General features: G+C 61.6%; 28 protein-coding genes and 1 pseudogene. 22 read left to right on the top strand and 7 right to left on the bottom strand.

All coding sequences use genetic code 11. The annotated features are described in order from the left end of the window. Positions 1-13 precede the first annotated feature (13 nt). The 9 genes from ACXX9E_RS13520 (at position 14) to ACXX9E_RS13560 (ending at position 8,427) form a co-directional block, all read left to right on the top strand. Positions 14-2,290, top strand: a complete 2,277-nt coding sequence (locus ACXX9E_RS13520; RefSeq protein ID WP_222833409.1) for a chemotaxis protein CheA — start codon at positions 14-16, stop codon at positions 2,288-2,290. A gap of 49 nt (positions 2,291-2,339) precedes the next feature. After that, positions 2,340-3,476 carry a protein-glutamate methylesterase/protein-glutamine glutaminase gene (locus tag ACXX9E_RS13525; RefSeq protein WP_458555544.1) on the top strand — a complete coding sequence of 379 codons (1,137 nt, stop codon included), beginning with the start codon at positions 2,340-2,342 and terminating at the stop codon, positions 3,474-3,476. Continuing rightward, positions 3,476-4,216 (top strand): flagellar motor protein, encoded by a 741-nt coding sequence (locus tag ACXX9E_RS13530; protein WP_003222929.1) that lies wholly within the window; start codon positions 3,476-3,478, stop codon positions 4,214-4,216. Before ACXX9E_RS13525 ends, ACXX9E_RS13530 begins: the two co-directional genes overlap by 1 nt. A gap of 15 nt (positions 4,217-4,231) precedes the next feature. Next, entirely contained in the window at positions 4,232-5,122 is an 891-nt protein-coding gene (gene motD, locus ACXX9E_RS13535; protein WP_064586597.1) for a flagellar motor protein MotD, read from the top strand. 44 nt (positions 5,123-5,166) lie between these two features. After that, entirely contained in the window at positions 5,167-5,955 is a 789-nt protein-coding gene (locus ACXX9E_RS13540) for a ParA family protein (protein WP_008077691.1), read from the top strand. 2 nt (positions 5,956-5,957) lie between these two features. Next, a complete protein-coding gene (locus tag ACXX9E_RS13545; protein WP_123465793.1) occupies positions 5,958-6,914 on the top strand; it encodes a CheW domain-containing protein in 957 nt (318 codons plus the stop codon). Positions 6,915-7,004: 90 nt separating this feature from the next. Continuing rightward, complete coding sequence (locus tag ACXX9E_RS13550) at positions 7,005-7,490, top strand: chemotaxis protein CheW (protein WP_007919980.1); 486 nt, start codon at positions 7,005-7,007, stop codon at positions 7,488-7,490. After that, positions 7,491-7,886: a DUF2802 domain-containing protein gene (locus ACXX9E_RS13555; RefSeq protein ID WP_458555545.1), complete on the top strand. Its 396-nt coding sequence runs from the start codon at positions 7,491-7,493 to the stop codon at positions 7,884-7,886. It abuts the gene before it with no gap. 307 nt (positions 7,887-8,193) lie between these two features. Beyond that, entirely contained in the window at positions 8,194-8,427 is a 234-nt protein-coding gene (locus ACXX9E_RS13560; RefSeq protein ID WP_458555546.1) for a hypothetical protein, read from the top strand. 107 nt (positions 8,428-8,534) lie between these two features. On the opposite strand, the gene ACXX9E_RS13565 is transcribed toward ACXX9E_RS13560, so the two are convergent. Both ACXX9E_RS13565 and fliK read right to left on the bottom strand, forming a co-directional pair. Then, positions 8,535-8,864 carry an EscU/YscU/HrcU family type III secretion system export apparatus switch protein gene (locus ACXX9E_RS13565; protein WP_267805806.1) on the bottom strand — a complete coding sequence of 110 codons (330 nt, stop codon included), beginning with the start codon at positions 8,862-8,864 and terminating at the stop codon, positions 8,535-8,537. Continuing rightward, positions 8,861-10,435 carry a flagellar hook-length control protein FliK gene (gene fliK, locus ACXX9E_RS13570; protein WP_458555547.1) on the bottom strand — a complete coding sequence of 525 codons (1,575 nt, stop codon included), beginning with the start codon at positions 10,433-10,435 and terminating at the stop codon, positions 8,861-8,863. Before fliK ends, ACXX9E_RS13565 begins: the two co-directional genes overlap by 4 nt. Before the next feature lie 197 nt (positions 10,436-10,632). On the opposite strand from fliK, the gene ccmA reads away from it, so the two are divergent. From ccmA to ACXX9E_RS13620, 10 genes are all read left to right on the top strand, one after another. Next, positions 10,633-11,268, top strand: coding sequence for a cytochrome c biogenesis heme-transporting ATPase CcmA (gene ccmA / locus ACXX9E_RS13575; RefSeq protein ID WP_458555548.1), 636 nt, complete (start codon positions 10,633-10,635; stop codon positions 11,266-11,268). Further along, positions 11,265-11,933: a heme exporter protein CcmB gene (ccmB, locus tag ACXX9E_RS13580; RefSeq protein WP_034151525.1), complete on the top strand. Its 669-nt coding sequence runs from the start codon at positions 11,265-11,267 to the stop codon at positions 11,931-11,933. Before ccmA ends, ccmB begins: the two co-directional genes overlap by 4 nt. Positions 11,934-12,023: 90 nt before the next feature. Next, positions 12,024-12,779, top strand: coding sequence for a heme ABC transporter permease (locus tag ACXX9E_RS13585; RefSeq protein ID WP_458555549.1), 756 nt, complete (start codon positions 12,024-12,026; stop codon positions 12,777-12,779). Then, on the top strand, positions 12,776-12,952 hold the full coding sequence (gene ccmD / locus ACXX9E_RS13590) for a heme exporter protein CcmD (RefSeq protein WP_123465805.1): 177 nt from the start codon (positions 12,776-12,778) through the stop codon (positions 12,950-12,952). The genes ACXX9E_RS13585 and ccmD overlap by 4 nt, the downstream gene beginning before the upstream one ends. Then, positions 12,949-13,404 (top strand): cytochrome c maturation protein CcmE, encoded by a 456-nt coding sequence (ccmE, locus tag ACXX9E_RS13595; RefSeq protein ID WP_064586605.1) that lies wholly within the window; start codon positions 12,949-12,951, stop codon positions 13,402-13,404. Before ccmD ends, ccmE begins: the two co-directional genes overlap by 4 nt. A 3-nt stretch (positions 13,405-13,407) precedes the next feature. Continuing rightward, positions 13,408-15,396, top strand: a complete 1,989-nt coding sequence (locus ACXX9E_RS13600) for a heme lyase CcmF/NrfE family subunit (protein WP_123465807.1) — start codon at positions 13,408-13,410, stop codon at positions 15,394-15,396. After that, positions 15,393-15,929 (top strand): DsbE family thiol:disulfide interchange protein, encoded by a 537-nt coding sequence (locus ACXX9E_RS13605; RefSeq protein WP_128615812.1) that lies wholly within the window; start codon positions 15,393-15,395, stop codon positions 15,927-15,929. The genes ACXX9E_RS13600 and ACXX9E_RS13605 overlap by 4 nt, the downstream gene beginning before the upstream one ends. Then, a complete protein-coding gene (locus ACXX9E_RS13610; protein WP_123465809.1) occupies positions 15,926-16,396 on the top strand; it encodes a cytochrome c-type biogenesis protein in 471 nt (156 codons plus the stop codon). The genes ACXX9E_RS13605 and ACXX9E_RS13610 overlap by 4 nt, the downstream gene beginning before the upstream one ends. Continuing rightward, the gene (gene ccmI / locus ACXX9E_RS13615; RefSeq protein ID WP_458555550.1) at positions 16,393-17,595 is read left to right on the top strand and encodes a c-type cytochrome biogenesis protein CcmI; all 1,203 of its coding nucleotides are present in this window, start codon (positions 16,393-16,395) and stop codon (positions 17,593-17,595) included. Before ACXX9E_RS13610 ends, ccmI begins: the two co-directional genes overlap by 4 nt. A gap of 25 nt (positions 17,596-17,620) precedes the next feature. Next, positions 17,621-18,025 carry a hypothetical protein gene (locus ACXX9E_RS13620; protein WP_128615814.1) on the top strand — a complete coding sequence of 135 codons (405 nt, stop codon included), beginning with the start codon at positions 17,621-17,623 and terminating at the stop codon, positions 18,023-18,025. Here ACXX9E_RS13620 and ACXX9E_RS29840 read toward each other — a convergent pair. The 4 genes from ACXX9E_RS29840 to ACXX9E_RS13635 are packed head-to-tail and all read right to left on the bottom strand — an operon-like array spanning position 17,949 to position 20,672. Continuing rightward, positions 17,949-18,305, bottom strand: a complete 357-nt coding sequence (locus tag ACXX9E_RS29840) for a VapC50 family PIN domain-containing toxin (protein WP_505357993.1) — start codon at positions 18,303-18,305, stop codon at positions 17,949-17,951. The two genes, ACXX9E_RS13620 and ACXX9E_RS29840, sit on opposite strands and share 77 nt — an antisense overlap. A 17-nt stretch (positions 18,306-18,322) precedes the next feature. Next, entirely contained in the window at positions 18,323-19,210 is an 888-nt protein-coding gene (locus tag ACXX9E_RS13625; protein ID WP_458555551.1) for a LysR family transcriptional regulator, read from the bottom strand. A gap of 58 nt (positions 19,211-19,268) precedes the next feature. Further along, positions 19,269-19,988, bottom strand: coding sequence for an SDR family oxidoreductase (locus ACXX9E_RS13630; protein ID WP_123465816.1), 720 nt, complete (start codon positions 19,986-19,988; stop codon positions 19,269-19,271). A 27-nt stretch (positions 19,989-20,015) separates the two neighbouring features. Further along, the gene (locus ACXX9E_RS13635; RefSeq protein WP_222833399.1) at positions 20,016-20,672 is read right to left on the bottom strand and encodes a peroxiredoxin-like family protein; all 657 of its coding nucleotides are present in this window, start codon (positions 20,670-20,672) and stop codon (positions 20,016-20,018) included. Between the two features lie 221 nt (positions 20,673-20,893). Between ACXX9E_RS13635 and ACXX9E_RS13640 the strand changes: the two are divergent. Both ACXX9E_RS13640 and ACXX9E_RS13645 read left to right on the top strand, forming a co-directional pair. After that, a pseudogene (locus ACXX9E_RS13640) lies at positions 20,894-20,992 on the top strand (type II toxin-antitoxin system HicA family toxin); the annotation flags it as partial. 26 nt (positions 20,993-21,018) lie between these two features. Next, positions 21,019-21,423 carry a type II toxin-antitoxin system HicB family antitoxin gene (locus ACXX9E_RS13645; protein ID WP_458555552.1) on the top strand — a complete coding sequence of 135 codons (405 nt, stop codon included), beginning with the start codon at positions 21,019-21,021 and terminating at the stop codon, positions 21,421-21,423. A 68-nt stretch (positions 21,424-21,491) separates the two neighbouring features. On the opposite strand, the gene ACXX9E_RS13650 is transcribed toward ACXX9E_RS13645, so the two are convergent. Further along, positions 21,492-22,679: an MFS transporter gene (locus ACXX9E_RS13650; protein WP_128615909.1), complete on the bottom strand. Its 1,188-nt coding sequence runs from the start codon at positions 22,677-22,679 to the stop codon at positions 21,492-21,494. A gap of 242 nt (positions 22,680-22,921) precedes the next feature. Here ACXX9E_RS13650 and ACXX9E_RS13655 point away from each other — a divergent pair, with 242 nt between their 5' ends. Next, the gene (locus tag ACXX9E_RS13655; protein ID WP_123465822.1) at positions 22,922-23,542 is read left to right on the top strand and encodes a DUF5666 domain-containing protein; all 621 of its coding nucleotides are present in this window, start codon (positions 22,922-22,924) and stop codon (positions 23,540-23,542) included. Positions 23,543-23,629: the final 87 nt, after the last annotated feature.

A 23,629-nucleotide genomic window follows, 5' to 3' on the forward strand; every position in this document is an offset into this window, starting at 1 on the left:
GAGCACCCCATTAATGAGCTTCGGCGCCGATGAAGAGATCCTTCAGGATTTCCTGGTTGAGGCCGGCGAGATTCTTGAGCAACTGTCCGAACAACTGGTTGAGCTGGAAAGCCGCCCGGATGATGCAGATCTGCTCAACGCAATTTTTCGCGGTTTCCATACTGTAAAAGGGGGCGCCGGCTTCCTTCAGCTCAACGAGCTGGTGGAGTGCTGTCACATCGCCGAAAACGTGTTCGACATCCTGCGCAAGGGTGAACGCCGCGTTGATGCCGAACTGATGGACGTGGTGCTCGAAGCACTGGACGCGGTGAACAGCATGTTCAGCGAAGTCCGTGAACGTGCCCCGATCACCGCCGCCACCCCGGAACTGCTGGCCGCGCTGGCGCGTCTGGCCGAGCCGCAAACGGCCGATGAAGCCCCGGCTTCACCGGTGGCCGAGATGATCGAAGAACTGGTCGTCGAAGGCGATTCCGGCGATTCGGGCGACATCACCGATAACGAATTCGAACAACTGCTGGACTCGCTGAACGCCGTCAAGGCCGAAGCCGAAGCCCCGGTCGTTGCTGCGCCGGTGCAAACTGCCGAAGCGGCCGCCAGCGATGAAATCACCGATGCCGAGTTCGAGTCGCTGCTCGATCAGTTGCACGGCAAAGGCCAGTTCGCACCTGACGCCGTTGCACCGACGGCAGCGCCTGCGGCCCCAGCGGCGGGCGACAGCTCGGACATCACCGACGACGAATTCGAAGCACTGCTTGATCAGTTGCACGGCAAGGGCAACTTCGCCGTGGAAGCGCTGGAGTCGGCGATCGCCTCGGCACCGGCGGCACCTGCCGCACCGGTAGCCGCTGCTGCCGGCAGCGACCTGATCAGCGATCACGAGTTCGAATCGCTGCTCGACGAGCTGCACGGCAAAGGCAAGTTCGATGCAAGCGCTGCGACGGCCGGCTCCGCGTCGACAGTCGCCGCGCCTGCCGCCAAGGCTGCAGCGGCTCCGGCCGCCGCGCCGAAGGCCGCTGCCAAGCCTGAGCCAAAAGCTGAAACGCCAAAACCGGCTGCCGCTGCTGCACCGGCGCCGGCTCGTGCTCCAGCAACTCCGCCACCGGAAAAACCGGCGAGCGAAGCCGAGACCACCGTGCGAGTCGACACCGCGCGTCTCGACGAAATCATGAACATGGTCGGCGAGCTGGTGCTGGTGCGTAACCGCCTGGTGCGCCTGGGTCTCAACAGCGGCGACGAAGCCATGTCCAAGGCCGTGTCGAACCTCGACGTGGTCACGGCTGACTTGCAGACCGCGGTGATGAAGACCCGGATGCAGCCGATCAAGAAGGTCTTCGGGCGCTTCCCGCGTCTGGTTCGCGACCTCGCGCGTCAGCTCAAGAAAGAGATCAACCTGGAACTGGTGGGTGAAGAAACCGACCTCGACAAAAACCTTGTCGAGGCCCTGGCCGACCCGCTGGTCCACTTGGTGCGCAACGCTGTCGACCACGGCATCGAGTCGCCGGAAGAACGCGAAGCGTCGGGCAAGGCCCGTGGCGGTCGCGTGGTGCTGGCGGCCGAGCAGGAAGGCGACCACATCCTGTTGTCGATCTCCGACGACGGCAAGGGCATGGACCCGAACGTCCTGCGTTCGATCGCGGTAAAACGCGGTGTGATGGACAAGGACGCGGCCGATCGCCTGAGCGATACCGAGTGCTACAACCTGATCTTCGCCCCGGGTTTCTCGACCAAGACCGAGATCTCCGATGTGTCCGGCCGCGGTGTCGGCATGGACGTGGTGAAGACCAAGATTTCCCAGCTCAACGGTTCGATCAACATCTACTCGACCAAGGGCCAGGGTTCGAAGATCGTCATCAAGGTGCCGCTGACCCTGGCGATCATGCCGACGCTGATGGTGATGCTTGGCAATCAGGCGTTCGCGTTCCCGCTGGTCAACGTCAACGAAATCTTCCACCTCGACCTGTCGACCACCAACGTCGTCGACGGTCAGGAAGTGGTGATCGTGCGGGACAAGGCGTTGCCGTTGTTCTACCTCAAGCGCTGGCTGGTCAGCTCCGCCGCTCACGAAGAGCAGCGCGAAGGCCATGTGGTGATCCTTTCGGTGGGCACCCAGCGGATCGGCTTCGTCGTCGATCAACTGGTCGGCCAGGAAGAAGTGGTCATCAAGCCATTGGGCAAAATGCTGCAGGGCACTCCGGGCATGTCCGGCGCCACCATCACCGGTGACGGCCGCATCGCGCTGATCCTCGATGTTCCTAGCATGCTCAAGCGTTACGCCGCACGGCGTATTTGAATCCGGGGCAGCGGGGCGACAACGTCCCGCTGCACCTAATGGAGTGTTTATGGCAGTCAAAGTCCTGGTGGTGGACGATTCGGGTTTTTTCCGCCGCCGCGTCTCGGAAATTCTTTCAGCGGATCCGAGCATTCAGGTGGTCGGCACCGCAACCAACGGTAAAGAGGCGATTGATCAGGCCCTGGCGCTCAAGCCGGACGTGATCACCATGGACTACGAGATGCCGATGATGGATGGCATCACGGCAGTGCGGCACATCATGCAGCGCTGCCCGACCCCGGTGTTGATGTTCTCCTCGCTGACCCACGAAGGCGCCCGGGTAACCCTGGATGCGCTGGACGCCGGCGCGGTGGATTTCCTGCCGAAGAATTTTGAAGACATCTCGCGTAACCCGGAGAAGGTCAAGCAACTGCTGTGCGAGAAGGTCCATAGCATCTCGCGCAGTAATCGTCGTTTCAGTGCCTACAGTGCGCCGGCTCCGGCCGCTGCACCGACGCCTGCGCCAGCTCCGGCGGCATCGAGCTTCAGCAGCCACGGCACCAGTGCTCCGGCTCGCCCGGCACCGGCGCCTGCTCCGGCGCGCGCTCCGGCCGCCAGCGCTTCGTCGCCGGCACCGAAACGCAAAGCCTACAAATTGGTCGCCATCGGTACTTCGACCGGTGGCCCGGTTGCCCTGCAACGGGTGCTGACCCAGTTGCCGGCGAACTTCCCGGCACCGATCGTGCTGATCCAGCACATGCCGGCGGCGTTCACCAAGGCGTTTGCCGAGCGTCTGGACAAGCTGTGCCGCATCAGCGTCAAGGAAGCCGAGGATGGCGACATCCTGCGTCCGGGCCTGGCGCTGCTGGCACCGGGTGGCAAGCAGATGATGATCGACGGCCGTGGTGCGGTGAAAATCCTCCCGGGCGACGAGCGTCTGAACTACAAGCCGTGCGTGGACATCACCTTCGGTTCCGCGGCCAAGTCCTACGGTGACAAAGTTCTGGCGGTCGTCTTGACCGGCATGGGCGCCGACGGCCGTGAAGGCGCGCGTCTGCTCAAGCAAGGCGGCAGCTCGGTCTGGGCGCAAGATGAGGCAAGCTGCGTGATCTACGGCATGCCGATGGCCATCGTCAAAGCCGACCTGGCTGACGCGGTCTACGGCCTGGACGACATCGGCAAGCACATCGTCGAGGCGTGTATCTGATGGATGTTCTAAGCCTTATCGGGATCATCATGGCGTTCGTCGCCATCATCGGCGGCAACTACCTGGAAGGCGGTCACCTCGGCGCGCTGGCCAACGGCCCGGCGGCGCTGATCGTCCTTGGTGGCACCATCGGTGCCGCGTTGCTGCAATCGCCGATGAGCGCCTTCAAGCGCGCCATGCAGATCCTGGCGTGGATTCTGTTTCCGCCACGCGTGGACCTGGCCGGCGGCATCGACCGCGTGGTCAACTGGAGTCTCACTGCGCGCAAGGAAGGCCTGCTCGGCCTGGAAGGCGTGGCCGATGCCGAGCCGGACAACTACTCGCGCAAGGGCTTGCAACTGCTGGTCGACGGCGCCGAGCCGGAAGCCATCCGCAGCATTCTTGAAGTGGATTTCTACACCCAGGAAGCCCGCGATATCGAAGCGGCGAAAGTCTTTGAGAGCATGGGCGGCTATGCGCCGACCATCGGTATCATCGGCGCGGTGATGGGCCTGATTCACGTGATGGGCAACCTCGCCGATCCGACGCAACTGGGCAGCGGCATCGCCGTGGCCTTCGTCGCGACCATCTACGGCGTGGCCAGTGCCAACCTGGTGTTGCTGCCGGTGGCGGCCAAGCTCAAGTCAATCGCGTTGCGGCAGTCGCGTTATCGCGAAATGTTGCTGGAAGGAATTCTGTCGATCGCCGAAGGTGAAAACCCACGCTCTATCGAGCTGAAGCTTCAGGGCTTCATGGATTGATGGGGGTAATGGACTATGGCTCGCCGCAGGCATCAGGAAGAACACGTTAACCACGAGCGCTGGCTCGTGTCCTACGCGGATTTCATCACGCTGCTGTTCGCTTTCTTCGTGGTGATGTACTCGATCTCGTCGATCAACGAAGGCAAATACAAGGTCATTTCCGAGGCGCTGATCGGGGTCTTCACCGACTCCGACCGCTCGCTCAAGCCGATCCCGATCGGTGACGAACGACCGAAAACCGTGACCCCGGCCAAGCCGCTGGTCAAGGACGCCGAGCAAGTCGACGCCGGGATCGCCGGGGCCAGTGATCCGCTGAAAAGCATCGCCGATGATATCAGCGCCGCATTCGGCGACCTGATCGCTTCCAACCAGATGACCGTGCGCGGCAACGAGTTGTGGGTCGAGATCGAACTCAACTCCAGCCTGTTGTTTGGCAGCGGCGACGCGATGCCGAGCGACATCGCGTTCAACATCATCGACAAGGTCGCGGCGATCCTCAAACCGTTCGACAACCCGATCCACGTCGAAGGCTTCACCGACGATCAGCCGATCCGCACCGCGCAGTACCCGACCAACTGGGAACTGTCCTCGGCGCGTTCGGCGAGCATCGTGCGCATGCTGGCGATGCAGGGGGTGAACCCCGGGCGTCTGGCATCGGTGGGGTATGGCGAGTTCCAGCCGGTGGCCAATAACGCCACCGCCGAAGGCCGCGCAAAGAACCGGCGCGTGGTGTTGGTGGTGTCGCGCAATCTGGATGTGCGCCGCAGTCTGACCGGCACCGGTACCGCCAATGCACAACCGGACGCGGCGTTGAAGCGCGCTGGCACACAAACTGCACCGACCCCGGTCAAGACGCCGGGACGCGAGAGTGCCGTCAATTCTCCGTCACCCGCATTAATACGCTGAGCTATGTCTCGGTCGAGCATCTCGACCGGGAGGAGACGAACCGAATGAGAGTCTGGGCAGTCGCCAATCAAAAGGGTGGTGTCGGTAAAACCACATCTTCCATCGCTTTAGCCGGATTGCTGGCGGAGGCGGGCAAGCGCGTGGTTGTGGTCGACCTCGACCCGCACGGCTCGATGACCAGCTATTTCGGCTACGACCCCGACAGCCTGGAACACAGCAATTACGACCTGTTTCTGCACAAGGGCAGCGTGCCGCAAGGCCTGCCGGGGCAGTTGCTGTTGTCGACCAGTGACGAGCGCATTTCCCTGCTGCCATCGAGCACCGCGCTCGCGACCCTTGAGCGTCAGTCGCCGGGGCAGAGTGGTCTGGGCCTGGTGATCGCCAAGAGTCTGGCGCAGTTGTGGCAGGACTTTGATTACGCAGTGATCGACAGCCCGCCGTTGCTCGGCGTGCTGATGGTCAACGCCTTGGCCGCGAGCCAGCAACTGGTGATCCCGGTGCAGACCGAACACCTGGCCGTCAAAGGTCTGGAGCGCATGGTCAACACCCTGGCGATGATCAACCGCTCGCGCAAACAGGCGCTGCCGTTCAGCATCGTGCCGACCCTGTTCGACCGCCGTACGCAAGCCTCGATGCACACCTTGCGCGTGCTGCGTGACAAATTCCCCGACGAGATCTGGCAGGGTTATATCCCGGTCGATACCCGTCTGCGCGACGCCAGCCGGGCCGGTGTCACGCCTTCGCAATTCGACGGCAAGAGCCGTGGCGTGCTGGCTTACCGCGCGCTGCTCAAGCATCTGTTGGCGCAACAACTTGTTCCGCAGGTGGCTTGAGCATGAATCGGCCGATCAAATTGACGTCGCGTCCGCAACTGGCGTTGCAATCCTATCTGGATGGCTTGCTGCAGGAGATTCCTGACGAGTTGCTGCCAGTTGAGGCGCCGGTCGAGGTGATCGAAAGCACCGAGGCACTGGACGAGTTCCAGGCCGCGGTACTGGAAGAACAGGCGCGTGATGCCCTGAAAGCGGCCAAGCCTGCCGCACCGCTTGCTGCGCCTGCCGCCGCCCCGGTGGCCAAGGCCCCCGTCACGTTGCTTGAAGAGGCTGAGCCGGTGCGCGCAGCGGTTTCGACGCTCGCGCCCCTGCTGCAAACCCAATTGCTGAAAACCACGCCGGAACCGGCGGTGGTCGAGCCGGCTCCGGCTCCAGTTGCGCGTACGCCGGTCGAGCAGACCCTGGTCCCGCCGCTGGTAGAAGTGCATCTGCCGCCGAGCAATACGCCGCCACCGGTGGAAACCGATGGCCGCCCGGCCTGGGCTTCGGAAGCGTTCGAATGCCTGCTGTTCGACGTTGCCGGGTTGACCCTGGCCGTGCCGCTGGTGTGCCTCGGCTCGATTTATTCGCTGGCCGGCCACGAGCTGACGCCACTGTTCGGCCAGCCGGAATGGTTCCTCGGGATCCTGCCGAGCCAGGCCGGCAACCTGAAAGTGTTGGACACCGCACGCTGGGTCATGCCGGATCGCTATCGCGATGACTTCCGTCAGGGCCTGCAGTACGTGATTTCGGTACAAGGTTACGAGTGGGGGCTGGCGGTGCATCAGGTCAGCCGCTCGTTGCGTCTGGACCCGAATGAAATCAAATGGAGAAGTCACCGGGGTCAGCGGCCATGGCTCGCCGGCACCGTGATTGAGCACATGTGTGCATTGCTTGACGTTTCCGCACTGGCCGAGTTGATCGCCAGCGGTGGGGCAAAGCACCTCGGCGGCCACAAGCCGCTACATAAACCGACGTAGCAGCCGACATAACAATCAGGCGACGGCATTGTTGAATGCCGCCACACAGAACACACACCGCCCAGAGCGGTTTTTTCGAGGGGTCAGGGTATGAGTAGTCAGGCGACGAATGCAAAAGGTTCTGAAGATCCGATCCTGCAATGGGTGACCTTCAAACTGGACAACGAAACCTACGGCATCAACGTGATGCGCGTTCAGGAAGTGTTGCGCTACACCGAGATCGCTCCGGTGCCGGGCGCGCCGAGCTACGTGCTGGGCATCATCAACCTGCGCGGTAACGTGGTCACCGTGATCGACACCCGTCAGCGCTTCGGCCTGAACAGCGGCGAGATCAGCGACAACACCCGTATCGTCATCATCGAAGCCGACAAGCAAGTCGTCGGCATCATGGTCGACAGCGTTGCTGAAGTGGTTTACCTGCGTCAGTCGGAAATCGAGACCGCACCGAACGTCGGTAACGAAGAGTCGGCCAAGTTCATCCAGGGCGTGTGCAACAAGAACAACGAACTCCTCATCCTCGTCGAACTCGACAAGATGATGAGCGAAGAAGAATGGTCGGATCTGGAGAACATCTGATTGATTCTTGAGGTTGCAGTCATTGTCCTGTTCCTCTTCTGGGCAGGCACGCTGGCGATGTTTCTGGCGTACATCAAGGCGCAGCGGGTGATCGCTGCGCAACAGGCTCAGGGCGATGCGCTGCGTGATCAGCGCATCAAGGAACTGGCCAAACGTGTCGACGATTACCAGAACGGCAACGTGCGCATGGGCGACGCCCTGCATGAGTTGCGCTCGGTGGTCGGTCCTTTGCCGGACAAAATCGTTGCGCTTGAGCAGCGCGATCCGTCGAGCCTGTCATTCGCCCAAGCGGCGAAACTGGTGGGCATGGGCGCGAGCGTCGATGAACTGACTCAGTCCTGCGGGTTGACCCAGGCTGAGGCGGAGTTGATGAGCAAGCTGCATAAGAGCAGCTAGAAGCTTCAAGCTTCAAGCGGCAAGCAAGATCAAAAGATCGCAGCCTTCGGAGGTTCCCACATTGGAATGTGTTTTCCTGTAGGAGCTGCCGAAGGCTGCGATCTTTTGCTTTCAAGGCTCAAATTTATCCATTCTTTTGGGAGTAATTCTTCATTGAATGCGAAATAAGTCAGATATAACGGTTACGAAGTAAGTGTATTTCTAACATCTCTAAAAGACTGTCAGATCTGACAGGTGTCAAGTCGGCAAAGATCTCTGATGATCCGAGGGTGGTTGATTCTTCTCTATGGACTAAGGGGCACGACTTATGAACTTATCTAAAAATGTAATTTTTTTCAGCTTGGCTATTCCGGTTGCTGCATTGTTTTCTTTAGGTGCCAGTGCAGAGGAAGCGAAATATAAATGCACTGCGCAAGGAAATACGGGGGGAACTGCTCGCGGTGATTTCACTGCAAGTTCTTTGAAGGATGCAGAAAAACAGGCGAAAGAAGCTTTCGGGTCGGCAATTCAATACGGCACCGTCTATTGTGTAAAACAATAGATTTGCCGGAGGCGTTAATGGCAGAAAGCTCATCCAGTGTTGATTTAATCAGCTGGATGAGCTGTTTGGCGCTGTCGGAATTATTTCAGTAACTGGAATGAAGGGGATCAGTAATCATCCCCGCGTTCGGTGACGTCCTTCTCGACCATCGGCGCCTGCGGGTCATGTCCCTCGGGGAATTTCCCCTTCAGATTCCACGCAAACGCGATGATCTCGGCAATTGTCCGGTAGAGCTCTTCGGGAATGCTGTCGCCCAATTCCATTCGTGCCAACAAGCGCACCAGCTCGGCGTTCTCGTAGATTGGCACTTCGTAGTCGCGAGCAATACGCAGGATTTCTTCGGCCAGCTCTTCGTCACCCTTGGCGGTGAGGGTCGGGGCGTGGTTGCCGTCGTATTTGAGGGCGATGGCCTGGCGTGGTGCGGTGGAATCGTTCATGCGGTTTCGTCGACCCAGCGGTGTTCGAGACGGGTTTGGTTGCCTTGCGGCGGGGCGCCGAGGTGGCAGTCGAGGTCGCCGACATTCAGCCCGCAATCGAGCAGACGCTGACGCAGGGCGAACAAGTTGTTTTCGATCAGGTCGGCGGTGTACGGCCGCTCGACCCAGAGCTGGCTCGACAGGCTGCCGCTGATCAATTGCGCCTGAATCTGCATTGGCCCGAGCGGTTCAATGTCGAACGCCAGATCAACGCGCCACAGTTGTTGCCGGGGTTCGCGCTCATCGCGACGTTCGTTCGGTTGCGGTTCTCTTTCCGGCGCTTCTTCACGCTGAAACTTGACCTGCAACGGCACGATGTCCTGCAGGTTGCGCATGGGAATTTCCAGTTGCCAGGTGCTGAGCAGGCGCCCGTCGTCGGTAACGCCGGTCTGCTCCAGGCTCGACAACTGATGGCTTTGCAGGCGCGAAACGGCGGCAGCGGCGAGGCGCAGCAACTGTTCCAGATCGCCTTCGCCTTCCAGGCTTTGCAGCAAACGCTCGGGCAGCGGGAAGCTGCTTGGCACCGGTTTCGCGCTGACCTGGCTAAGCATGCCGAGGGCGTTGCGAACGAAACTCGGCAGCGCTTGCGCCAGGGTGTTGGCGGCGATGATCGCGTTGAAACTGCTGTTGCCCGGCAGGCCCGGGGTCAGTTGTGCGATCAGCTTGAGCAGGTCGGCTTTCATGTCCGGTGCCAGCGTCGGGTTCTGCCCGGTCAGCAGTTTGCCTTCGAGGAACACGCCGCTGTTGGCCAAGGCCAGTGCCACGCCTTTGGCGGTACTCAGTTGTTGTACATCGGGGAGGCTGGCGAGCAGTTTGTCGACCACGGCGCGCAGATCCTGTGATGTTTGATCGGTATCGCTCGGCAGATTTTGCAAGGCGTTCAGCAACCCCGTCAGGGAGGCCTGACGGCTTTGCTGGCCGAGCAGTTGCTGACTCACGGCCAGTTGTTCCTGACGACTGCTCATCGGCAGGAATTTCAGGGTGTGTGAGTCTTCGACCAATGCCGACAGCAAAGTGCCGATGCGCAGCGGCTGCGGGCTGTCGATGGTCAGGGTGCTGCCGCTCTGTGCGGTGTTGAGCAAACTGACCAAGGAGCGAAACACCGCCACTTGCCCCGGCGTTTGCGGCAGCGCCTGCGAGGTCAGCACTTTGCCTTGCAGCAGTGTGCCGACCGGCAATTGCGCGGTGTCGATGCGGGTGAGGGCGGCGACGCTGCTGGCAATGGCTTGTTGCACAGTAATCGCCAGATTGCCCGCCGAGGGCTGAGTGATCGCCAGACTGGTGCCTTGGGGCAGCGGCAGATTGCTGGTCGCTTGCACGGTGGTCTGACGGCCGCTGTCCAGCGTCACCTTGAGCAGCAACTGAAAGGTCTGGTCCGCTTGCTTGAGCGACAACACCTCGGCCTTGGCGCTTTGCCCGGCGCCGATCAGGCCTTCGACCGGGGTCAGCAGCTTGAGCAGCTCACCGACCTGCGGGCGAACGGTCGCCCGGGTGGCGGGCGGGAGCGGGAGGATGTTCATTTCGCCTGTCATACGCGGACACAACCTGAGGAAAATGCACTCTTGAGAGTAAGGCACGGCATGTATAATGCCGCCCGTCTTGCGCTTCGTTCAAAAAACATAGCAATTGTTTGACCCAGCTCTCTAGATCGAGCCGTCAATGCATCTATGCTGCACCTCTTTAACGGCCGCGCCAGAGCCGACTTGAACCGTATAAGGCCCGTGATCCCTTGACCAGTCCTGTCCTGCAAACCGTTGCCCTCGCGTGTGAACGCGATCTCAGGCTGCTCTTCGAAAATCTCGAATTGAGACTGGCCAGTGGCGATATGGTGCAGATCAGCGGGCCCAACGGCAGCGGTAAAACCAGTCTGTTGCGTTTGCTCGCCGGGCTGATGCAGCCGACCGACGGTCAGGTCCTGCTCAATGGCCAGCCGCTGACCGCACAACGCGGCGAACTGGCGCGCAACCTGCTGTGGATCGGCCATGCCGCCGGGATCAAGGATTTGCTCACCCCGGAAGAAAACCTCTCGTGGCTCTGTGCCCTGCATCATCCCGCCGAGCGCGACGCGATCTGGCAAGCGCTGGCAGCCGTAGGATTGCGCGGTTTCGAAGATGTTCCCTGCCACACGTTGTCCGCCGGACAGCAACGTCGCGTGGCGTTGGCGCGGCTGTATCTGGACAGCCCGCCACTGTGGATTCTCGATGAGCCGTTCACCGCCCTCGACAAGCAGGGCGTGGCGCAGCTCGAAGAACATCTGGCCGGGCATTGCGAACGCGGCGGCCTCGTGGTCCTGACCACGCACCACACGCTGAGCCGGATGCCGGCCGGCTATCGTGATCTCGATCTGGGGAACTGGGCAGTATGAGTGTGTTCGGCCTGCTGGTTGCCCGTGAATCGCGCCTGCTGTTCCGCCGTCCGGCGGAGCTGGCCAATCCGCTGATTTTCTTCGCCATCGTCATCGCGCTGTTCCCGCTGGCCGTCGGCCCGGAAACTCAAGTGTTGCAAAACCTGTCCCCCGGGTTAGTCTGGGTGGCCGCGCTGTTATCGGTGCTGCTCTCGCTGGACGGGCTGTTCCGCAGTGATTTCGAAGACGGGTCCCTTGAACAGTGGGTCCTTTCGTCGCACCCGCTGCCTCTTCTGGTACTGGCCAAGGTGCTGGCACACTGGCTTTTTTCGGGGTTGGCACTGGTTCTGCTCTCGCCGCTGCTGGCGTTGATGCTCGGTTTGCCGGTCGCCTGCCTGCCGGTGTTGCTGTTGTCGTTGCTGCTGGGTACACCGGTGCTGAGCCTGCTCGGCGCGGTGGGCGCAGCGCTGACGGTCGGTTTGAAACGCGGCGGCCTGTTGCTGGCGCTGTTGATTCTGCCGCTGTACATCCCGGTGTTGATCCTTGGCAGTGGCGCCTTGCAGGCCGCGCTGCAAGGCATGCCGGCGACCGGGTATCTGCTCTGGCTGGGTAGCCTGACCGCCCTGGCGATCACCCTGACACCCTTTGCAATAGCTGCTGGCCTGAAGATCAGCGTCGGCGAATAATAATGAGGTCTGGTCAAAAATTGACCACTTTTTTTAAAGAATGACCCTTGCCAGCTCACACCGATGAGCGGCACCCGTGATGGAAACAGTATGAACTGGACCTGGTTTCACAAGCTCGGCTCGCCCAAGTGGTTCTACGGCATCAGCAGCAAGTTCCTGCCTTGGTTGAGCATTGCAGCGTTGCTGCTGATCGGCGTCGGCGTCGTCTGGGGCCTGGCCTTCGCGCCGCCGGACTATCAGCAGGGCAACAGCTTTCGCATCATCTACATCCACGTGCCTGCGGCGATGCTCGCGCAGTCGATCTACGTGATGCTGGCGGTGTGCGGTGTGGTGGGGCTGGTGTGGAAGATGAAACTGGCCGACGTCGCCCTGCAATGCGCCGCGCCGATCGGCGCGTGGATGACCGCTGTGGCGCTGGTCACCGGGGCAATCTGGGGCAAACCGACGTGGGGGTCGTGGTGGGTGTGGGACGCGCGCCTGACTTCGATGCTGATTCTGCTGTTCCTGTACTTCGGGGTGATCGCGCTGGGCAATGCCATCAGCAACCGCGAAAGCGCCGCCAAGGCCTGCGCGGTGCTGGCCATCGTCGGCGTGATCAACATCCCGATCATCAAGTACTCGGTGGAGTGGTGGAACACCCTGCACCAGGGCGCGACCTTCACCCTCACCGAAAAACCGGCGATGCCGGCAGAGATGTGGCTGCCGCTGTTGCTGACCGTGCTGGGTTTCTACTGTTTCTTCGGCGCCGTGCTGTTGCTGCGCATGCGCCTTGAAGTGCTCAAGCGCGAAGCCCGCGCCAGTTGGGTGAAAGAAGAAGTGCAGAACAGTCTGGAGGCCGCGCGATGAGTTTTGCTTCATTCGGTGACTTCCTCGCCATGGGCCATCATGGCCTGTATGTCTGGTCGGCCTATGGCATCTGTCTGGTGGTGCTGGCCTTCAACGTGGCGGCGCCGGTCCTGGCCCGCAAGCGGTATCTGCAACAAGAGGCGCGTCGTCTGCGCCGGGAGAACGGCAAGTGAATCCGCTGCGCAAAAAACGTCTGATCATCATTCTGGCGATCCTGGTCGGGGTCGGCGCTGCCGTCGGCCTGGCCCTGAGCGCCCTGCAGGAAAACATCAACCTGTTTTACACGCCGACCCAGATCGCCAACGGCGAAGCGCCGCATGACACGCGCATCCGCGCCGGCGGCATGGTCGAGAAGGGCTCGCTGCAACGTTCGCCGGACTCGCTGGACGTCAAATTCGTCGTCACCGACTTCAACAAAGCCGTGACCATCACCTACCGCGGGATCCTCCCGGACCTGTTCCGCGAAGGGCAGGGCATCGTCGCCCTCGGCAAGCTCAATGCCGACGGTGTGGTGGTGGCCGATGAAGTGCTGGCCAAGCACGACGAGAAGTACATGCCGCCGGAAGTGACCAAAGCGTTGAAAGACAGTGGTCAATCCGCGCCGACCCCAGCGAAGGAGGGTTGATCGATGACGTCCGCACTGTTTATTCCCGAGCTCGGCCATCTGGCGATGATTCTGGCGCTGTGTTTTGCGCTGGTGCAGGCCGTGGTGCCATTGGTCGGTGCCTGGCGTGGCGACCGTTTCTGGATGAGCCTGGCCCAGCCGGCGGCGTGGGGCCAGTTTGCGTTTTTGCTGTTTGCGTTTGGCATTCTGACCTACGCGTTCATGACCGATGACTTCTCCGTCGCCTATGTCGCCAACAACTCCAATACCGCTTTACCGTGGTATTACAAATTCAGCGCAGTGTGGGGCGCCCACGAAGGTTCGTTGCTGTTGTGGGCGTTGATCCTCGGCGGCTGGACCTTTGCCGTGTCGGTGTTCTCGCGGCAGTTGCCGCAAGTCATGCTCGCCCGCGTTCTGGCGGTGATGGGCATGATCAGCACCGGCTTCCTGCTGTTCCTCATCCTCACGTCCAACCCGTTCAAACGCATCCTGCCGCAAATGCCGAGCAATGGCGCTGACCTCAATCCACTGTTGCAAGACATTGGCCTGATCGTTCACCCGCCGATGTTGTACATGGGGTATGTCGGCTTTTCGGTGGCGTTCGCTTTTGCCATCGCGGCGTTGATGGGCGGTCGCCTTGATGCGGCGTGGGCGCGTTGGTCGCGTCCGTGGACCATCGTCGCGTGGGCCTTCCTCGGCATCGGCATCACCCTTGGTTCGTGGTGGGCTTACTACGAACTCGGCTGGGGCGGCTGGTGGTTCTGGGACCCGGTGGAAAACGCCTCGTTCATGCCATGGCTGGTCGGCACCGCGCTGATTCACTCCCTGGCAGTCACGGAAAAGCGTGGCGTGTTCAAGAGCTGGACGGTGTTGCTGGCGATTGCCGCGTTCTCCCTCAGTCTGCTCGGCACTTTCCTTGTCCGCTCGGGCGTGCTGACCTCGGTGCACGCGTTCGCTTCCGATCCGGAGCGCGGCGTATTCATCCTGATTTTCCTGCTGTTCGTGGTCGGTGGTTCGCTGACGCTGTTCGCGTTGCGCGCCCCGGTGGTGAAGAGTCAGGTCGGTTTCAACCTGTGGTCGCGGGAAACCCTGTTGCTGGGCAACAACCTGGTGTTGGTGGTAGCGGCGTCGATGATCCTGCTTGGCACCCTGTATCCGCTGATTCTCGATGCCCTGAGCGGTGCCAAGCTGTCGGTCGGCCCACCGTACTTCAATGCGTTGTTCATCCCGCTGATGGCGTTGCTGATGGTGGTGATGGCCGTCGGTGTGATCGTCCGCTGGAAAGACACCCCGGTGAAATGGCTGGCGAACATGCTGACCCCGGTGTTGCTCGGCAGCGTCGCGTTGGCCGTGGTGGCCGGTATCGCTTACGGCGATTTCAACTGGGCGGTGATCGCGACCTTCCTGCTCGCCGCGTGGGTGCTGCTGGCCGGCGTGCGCGACATCTTCGACAAGACCCGCCATAAAGGCCTGATCAAAGGCCTGCCAGCCCTGACCCGCAGCTACTGGGGCATGCAGATCGCTCACCTCGGCATCGCCGTATGCGCCCTCGGTGTGGTGTTGTCGAGCCAGAACAGTGCTGAACGCGATCTGCGTCTGGCGCCGGGCGAGTCGATGGACCTGGCCGGTTATCACTTCATCTTCGAAGGCGCCAAACACTTCGAAGGGCCGAACTTCACCTCCGACAGAGGCACTATCCGGATCATCCGCGACGGTAAGGAAGTCAGCGTGCTGCACCCGGAAAAACGCCTGTACACGGTGCAGAGTTCGATGATGACCGAGGCCGGGATCGACGCCGGTTTCACTCGCGATCTCTACGTCGCACTCGGCGAACCGCTGGAAAACGGCGCGTGGGCGGTGCGGGTTCACGTCAAACCGTTCGTGCGCTGGATCTGGTTCGGTGGCCTGCTCACCGGTCTGGGCGGATTGCTGGCGGCGCTGGATCGGCGTTATCGGGTCAAGGTGAAAGCCAAGGTGCGTGAAGCACTGGGCATGACGGGAGCGGCTGCATGAGACGTTGGTTGATGCTGGTGCCACTGGCGATTTTCCTGCTGGTGGCGGTGTTTCTGTATCGCGGTCTGTACCTCGATCCGGCGGAGTTGCCGTCGGCGATGATCAACAAGCCATTCCCGGAATTCAGCCTGCCGAACGTGCAGGGCGACAAGACCCTGACCAAGGCTGACATTCTCGGCAAACCTGCCCTGGTCAACGTCTGGGGCACCTGGTGCATTTCCTGCCGGGTCGAGCACCCGGTGTTGAATAAACTCGCCGAGCGCGGCGTGGTGATCTACGGCATCAACTACAAGGACACCAACGCCGATGCCTTGAAGTGGCTGGCCGAATTCCACAACCCGTACGTTCTGGACATCCGTGACGACGAAGGCTCGCTGGGTCTGAACCTCGGCGTCTACGGCGCCCCGGAAACCTTCTTCATCGACGCCAAGGGCATCATCCGCGACAAGTACGTCGGCGTGATCGACGAGCAGGTCTGGCGCGAAAAACTCGCCGCCAGGTATCAGGCGCTGGTCGATGAGGCCAAGCCATGAAGCGCTTTTTAGCCGCCGTGGTACTGGGCCTGAGTCTGGCCGGCATGGCTCACGCCGCGATCGACACTTATGAGTTCGCCAAGGAAGGTGATCGCGAGCGTTTCCGTGAGTTGACCAAGGAGCTGCGCTGCCCCAAGTGCCAGAACCAGGACATTGCCGACTCCAACGCACCGATTGCCGCCGACCTGCGCAAAGAGATTTTCCGCATGCTCGGCGAGGGCAAGGACAACCAGCAGATCATCGACTTCATGGTCGACCGCTACGGTGATTTCGTCCGTTACAAACCGGCACTCAACGCCAAGACCGCACTGCTGTGGTTCGGCCCGGCCGGGCTGCTGCTTGGCGGTTTCGTGGTGATCGCGGTGATTGTCCGGCGTCGTCGCGGCCAGCGCGCCGAGACCCCGACATCGCTGTCCACCGAAGAGCGTCAGCGTCTCGACCAACTGTTGGATAAAAACCAAGAATGATTGATTTCTGGCTTGCCGCAGGGCTGTTGCTTCTGGTCGCCCTGAGTTTTCTGTTGATCCCGGTTCTGCGTGAGCGTCGCGCCCAGCGTGAAGAGGATCGCACTGCCCTGAACGTCGCGTTGTATCAGGAACGCGTGGCCGAGTTGCAATCGCAGCAGGCCGAAGGCGTACTCGATGCCGGGCAAATGGACAGCGGGCGCGCCGAGGCTGCCCGTGAACTGCTCGCCGATACCGAAGGCGTTGCCGCGCCACGTGTGTCGAAACTGGGCAAACCGTTGCCGCTGCTGGCCGCCGTCCTGGTGCCGGTACTGGGCCTGGGTCTGTACCTGCATTTTGGCGCTGCCGACAAGGTCGAACTGACCCGCGAGTTCGCCCAGGCGCCGCAGTCGATGGAAGAAATGACCCAGCGTCTGGAGCGTGCTGTCGCGGCGCAACCGGATTCTGCCGAGGGCCTGTATTTCCTCGGTCGTACCTACATGGCTCAGGAGCGTCCGGCGGACGCGGCGAAGATGTTCGAGCGGGCCGCCAACCTCGCCGGGCGTCAGCCGGAACTGCTCGGCCAGTGGGCCCAGGCGCAATATTTCGCCGACGGTAAAAAGTGGTCGGCGAAGATCCAGGCGCTGACGGACGAAGCACTGAAGGCCGATCCGAAAGAGGTCACCAGCCTTGGCCTGCTCGGTATTGCCGCGTTCGAGGGCGAGCGTTATCAGGAGGCGATCGATTACTGGAATCGTCTGCTGGCGCAACTGCCGCCGGACGACAACTCCCGCGCCGCGCTGCAAGGCGGGATCAAACGTGCCGCCGAGCGTCTGGAAGCCAGCGGCGGCAAAGTCGCTCAGGCACCGGTAGCCGCGAAAGCCGCACTGTTGAAAGTCAGCGTCGATCTTTCCAGTGAACTCAGAAGCAAAGTGCAGCCGGGCGACAGCGTGTTCATCTTTGCCCGCGCCACCTCCGGCCCGCCGGCACCGCTGGCGGCCAAACGCCTGACTGTGGCGGATCTGCCGGTGACTGTCGAACTGGGCGATGCCGACGCGATGATGCCGCAGTTGAAACTGTCGAACTTCCCTGAAGTCCAACTGGTTGCGCGCATCTCACGCGCCGGCCAGCCAACGGCTGGTGAGTGGGTCGGTCGCATCGGGCCTCTGGCCAGCAGCACCACCGCGCTACAAAAACTGATCATCGACAGCCCGGACAAATAGCCGGACACAACAGGAAAGCACCGCCATGCACACCATCGCCCGAATCACAGTCCTCACACTGGCCCTGGGCTTGAGTGCATGTGCGGTGCAACGACCGGAACCGACCACCAATCTGCCGCCGATTCCGCCGTCCCAGCCGAGCCCGACCCCGTCCACCTCGCCAACCCCTGGCAAAAGCATCCCGGCCAAACCGTCCAAACCGGTGCCACGCACCTCGGCCAGCTTCGCCCCGCCACCGGGTGGCAATAGCCACTGGGATCAGAAGCTCGGCGTCTATGTCCTCGACGACCAGCCCAACACTTTCTACCGCCAGCGCACCTACTACCGCTGGAACAACGGCTGGAGCCGCTCGATCAGCCCCAACGGTCCGTGGGAAGACACCAACATCCACGGCGTGCCGCCGGGATTGGGCAAACAGTTCGGGCAGTAATGAAAAAACGGCGATCTTTGGATCGCCGTTTTTTTTGTCCGCGTTTCGGGGGCGAGTCTTCAGAGCATTGCGCCGAACTTGCGCAATGCCTGCACCATTGAATCAGGCCTTGGCGCTGCAGCAGATTGAGAAAAGGTTCGACATCCAGCGCTGGAAATTTCAAGTGTGATCGTTGCTGTTGAGCGGCAGCGCTGGCCGTAGCCGAATCCGCGGATGGGTGATGATCGACACGGGGTGTTCCGGCATTCGCAAAGGAGGGATGTCGGGACCTTATTCGAATAAACGAAACGCTGGGCGCTAATGTTCGCTAGCCAGCAACCCTTGCACATACTCGACAAACGCCCGCGCCTTGGCGCTCGCCATCCTTCCCGTCGCAAACACCGCCCATAAATCCATGTCGGGCAGGGTCCAGTCGGGCATGACGGTCTTCACCGCGCCGCTGGCCAGTTCCGGGGCGAACATCCATTCGGAGGCGAGCGTCAGACCCTGATCGGCCAGCACGGCTTCGCGCACGCCCTCGGCCGCGCTGACGCGCAGGCGACCACTGATAATGACCGATTGTCGTTCCGCGCCTTTGGCGAACTGCCAGGTGTTGCCGCCGCCGAGGTTGTAGACGACGGCCTGGTGTTTACTCAAATCGGCAGGGCAGTTCGGTTCGCCGTGTCTGGCGAAGTACGTCGGGGTGCCGAGCACCATGCGGCGGCAATCGGCGATCTTGCGCGCGGTCAGGCCCGAATCGGTCAATGCGCCCATGCGCAGGGCGACGTCGATGCCTTCCTCGACGAGGTTGATGTTGCGATCGTCGAGCATCAGGTCGATGTTCAGTTGCGGGTGCTGATCGAGAAACGCCCCTAAGTGCGGAACGATGTGCAGACGGCCGAAGGTCACCGCCGCGCTGATGCGCAAGTTGCCGCTCAAACCGCCTGCACTGCCACGGGCGGCGTTGTCGGCCTCGTCGGCTTCGTCGATGGCACGTTTGGCCCGCTCGAAATAGGCCAGCCCGGCTTCGGTCGGGGTCAGGCCGCGGGTCGAGCGCAGCAACAGGCTGACGGCCAGGCGCTTTTCCAGCAGAGCGATGGTCTTCGACACAGCCGGCTGGCCGATATTCAAGCGCCGGGCAGCGGCGGAAAACGAGCCGGTTTCAACGACGCAGACGAAGGTTTCCATGGCGGCGAGACGGTCCATCGGTATTCCTGTGCAAGTCTGAAAATTGTCGTAACCCCACCGGGCAATAAGGTGTTGCTCAGAACGCGGCTTTGCCCACAGAGGCGCCGCCATCGACAAACAATGTCTGCCCGGTGATGAACCCGCTTTGCTCGGACAACAGAAACGCGATCGCCGCGGCGATCTCCTCCGGCTGCCCCAGGCGGCCCATCGGCACCCCGGCCAGATAGCGCGCTTCGCCTTCGCTGCCGGGCGGATTGTTGGCGCGGAACAGCTCGGTCTCGGTCGGTCCGGGCGCGACGGCGTTCACGGTGATGCCGGTCTGCGCCAGTTCCAGCGCCCACGAACGGGTAAAGCTGACCAGCGCTGCTTTCGCTGCGGCATAGGCTGTACGCTGAGTAATGCCCAGCACCGTCAGGCTGGAGATGTTCACCACCCGACCCCAGCCCCGCGTGCGCATCCCCGGCAACAGCGCCTGAGTCGCCTGCAACGCCGAATGCAGATTGAGCCGCATGACCTCGTCGAACGCGTCCAGATCAATGTCGCCCAAGGCCTGCGGTCGTACCAGCCCGACGTTGTTCACCAGCCCGTCGAATTCATAGGTGCGTGCCAGTTCCGCCAGTACCTCGCCGGTCAGCTTGCGATCACTCAGATCCAGTGGAAACAGGATGCCCGGAAAGCTCAGGTCAGGCTGGCGGGCAATCCCCACCACCCGATGGCCGGCACGGTCCAGATGCTCGGCCAGCGCCCGGCCTATGCCTTTGCTGGCGCCGGTGATGAGGAAGGTACGTCGGGTCATGGCAACTCCTGGGCACAGGGGATCGGATCAGCCGCGCAATGCATCCAGCATCGCTTCAGGCTCGGGACGCTGAGTGTAATCCGGGTTGACCTCGGCGTAACGAATCACGCCATTCTGACCGATCACAAAACGGGCCGGCATCGGCAATGTCCACGCTGGATCATCGTTGAAGGTCGGCAGGTCGTTGCGCAGGTTCTTGTACAGCTCGATCAGGTAGTCCGGTAATTCGAAACGCAGGCCGAACGCCGCCGCGACGTCATTGCGCGGGTCGCTGAGGATCGGGAATTGCAATTGGTTGATGCGTTGCGACTTGCGGCTGTTGGCCGCGATCTGCGGCGAAATGGCCAGCAGACTGGCGCCGGCATGCTGAATCGACGGGAGAAAGGCCTGCAACGCCTGCAATTCCAGGTTGCAGTACGGGCACCAGACACCGCGATAGAACGTCAACACCAATGGCCCTTGCGCCAGTAGATCCGCCGACGATACGGGATGGCCTTCGGGGTCTTTCAGGGTGAACAGCGGCGCCATGTCACCGACTTTCAGGGCACGGTTTGCCGCGCCGGAGGCGATCAGCTCGGCGGTGGCGCGCTCCATCACCGGGTGAATGTCGGCGGGGGCGTTGTAAGGGGGCTTGCCGGCCTTGAAGTCGGCTTTGAACGCGTCGAGTCTTGCTTGCAGGGTCATGGTCGAAAGTCCTGTAGGAGCGCCGGTAGTGGCTGGATTCAAGATTGACCGTGAGGCGAGGGCAGTGGAACACAGGCGCGTGGCATAGCACTCATGCCTGGGGGGAATGGGGCCGATCATCACATTCGGTAAAACAACCGGACGTCACTCCGTAGATTTCTGGGCTTGAGTAAAAATAACTCCAGGGTTGCTTTTAGCAGGCCGAGGCAAGGAGGCGGTGGGTGCAGAGCAGGCTATTGATCAAGGAGCTGGAGGAGGCAGGCTGGACGCTGGATCGGGTTACCGGCAGTCATCACATCTTCAGGCACCGATACACCCCGCCAGCCAGCGACAAGGGAGATCCATAATGCAATATCCGATCTGCATCGAATGGGGTGACGACAACACCGCCATCGGTATTCAGATACCCGACATTCCCGGCGCGGCCACGGCTGGGGATACCTTCGAGGACGCCTACAACGCCGCCGTCGAAATCGCTCACATCCTGCTACAGGAGATGGCGGCGGACGGCGAGTCGATTCCCATGCCGACGTCGGCAGCGGCCCATCGCAATAATCCGGAGTTTGCCGACATGGGCTGGGGCATGCTGGAGCTGGATATCTCGCCCTACCTGGGCAAAACCGAGAAGGTCAACGTGACGTTGCCGGGCTATGTCATCCAACGCATTGATCGCTATGTGCGTGAGCACAACGTCAAAAGCCGCTCCTCCTTTCTGGCGGATGCGGCGATGGAGAAACTGGTTCGGTATTAAGCGTCATCGCTCCCACAGGTCCAGTGAGCAACCTGTGGGAGCGAGCCTGCTCGCGATGCGTTGACGTCTTACGCCGTTGCCAATGCACCACGCTGCGAGACACTCAGAAACCGCAACAGCGCCAGCAGCGGGAACACGCTGCCGACAATCACGATCCACAACCAGCCGCCATGTTCGTACACCGCACTGGCGACCGAGGAGCCGAAGGCGCCGCCGATGAAGATGCTGGTCATGTACAGGGCGTTCAGGCGACCGCGGCTTTTGGCGTCCAGCGAATAGACAGCGCGCTGGCCGAGGACCATGTTCATCTGCACGCAGAAGTCGAGTACCACGCCGGTGACGGCCAGGCCGATCACGCTGTAGGCCGGGTGAATGAAGGCCGGCAGAAAGCTCAGGCTGGCGAACAGCATGGCCAGCAGCGAGGCGATGCGAGTGTGGCCAGCATCCGCGAGGCGTCCGCTGATGGGGGCGGCGATGGCCCCGATGGCACCGACCAGGGCGAAGATCGCGATTTCGCTTTGCGACAGACCATGGTTGCGCGCCAGTTCCAGCGGCACCGCCGTCCAGAACAGGCTGAACGTGGCGAACATGCAGCCCTGATAAAACGCGCGCTGACGCAACACCGGTTGCTGGCGCAGCAGGGTCCACAACGAACCGATCAACTGGCCATAAGAAGCGCTGTGATCCGGCTGACGCTTGGGTACGGTCAACGCCAGCACCACGCTGATCGCCGCCATCAACGCGGCAGCAATCATGAACATCGCGCGCCAGCCGAAATGGTCAGCCACGACGCTCGACACCGGCCGCGCCAGCAGGATACCCAGCAGCAGCCCCCCCATGATCCCGCCGACCACCCGGCCACGGGATTCTTCCGGCGCCAGATGCGCGGCGAGGGGAATCAGGATCTGCACCGACACCGAACTGAAGCCCACCAGCAATGAAATCAGCAGGAACACATTCGGCTGACTGGTGAATGCCGCGCCGAGCAGGCTGGCAATCGCCACCACGGTGGTGATGATCATCAACCGGCGGTTTTCCAGCAGGTCGCCGAGCGGCACCAGAAAGAACAGGCCCAGCGCATAACCGATCTGCGTGAGCGAGACGATGAAGCTGGCCATGGTGTCGGACAGGCCGATGTCCGGGGCGATCAGGCCGATGATTGGCTGTGCGTAGTAGATGTTGGCGACGATGGCGCCGCAGCAAAAGGCGAACAGCAGCACCATGCCTCGGGTCATTGCGTGTGTAGTGGCGGTCATAAGATTTCTCGATCCGGCGAAAGGGGATGCGGTGAGGCTAAGGGACAAACCGGGTGCGCAGAAGAAGCCTTCGGTTGATATCAATTATTCCGTTGCGGAATGACTGGCTTCTGTCAGGGGGCATCCATCGGTGGACTTTGCGTCCGACCGTTGAAAGGCGATGATACATTCACTTACATCTTCTTCGATAGCGTGCTTATGTTTGCAGCGGCTTGTTCAACATTCATGACCGGAGGATTGCAATGTTTCGTCAGAGGCTTCGCCACACCGTAACCATTGCCTTGATCAGCCTGCTTGGCACGGCCAGCGTACAGGCCGCGGACGCACCGGGGATGCGTATCGGTGTGCGCGGCGAGATCACCGGGGTCAGCGCCGAGGCGCTGAAAGTCCACGTCAACAGCGGCGAAAACGTGGTCATCCAGTTGACCGCCGACACCAAGGTCCGCGCCGTCACGCTGGCGAATATCGAAGACATCAAACCCGGCAGCTACATCGGTTCGGCGGCCATGCCCCAGGAGGATGGCACGCTCAAGGCCCTTGAAGTGCACGTATTCCCGCCGGAACTGGCCGGCAGTGGTGACGGCCATCGGCCGTTCGACCTGGCCAGGGGCAGCAGCATGACCAATGGCAGCGTCGGTGATCTGGTGGTGAGTAATGGGCGGGTGCTGACCGTCAATTACAAGGGCGGGCAGCAGAAGATCCTGGTGCCGGAGGATGTGCCGATCGTCAATCTGACGCCGGGGGATCGCAGTTTGCTCAAGGTCGGGGTGAAGATTGTCACCTTCGTGACCCAGGGCGCGGATGGCACGCTGACCGCGCAATCGATTTCCGCCGGCAAGGATGGCGTCACTCCACCGATGTAAAAGCCCCTCACCCTAACCCTCTCCCAGAGGGAGAGGGGACTGATTGGGGGATGCTTGAAAGGTGCACCGACCTGAAACTGATTGGGG

The sequence above is a fragment of the Pseudomonas sp. GNP014 genome, from assembly GCF_054344005.1.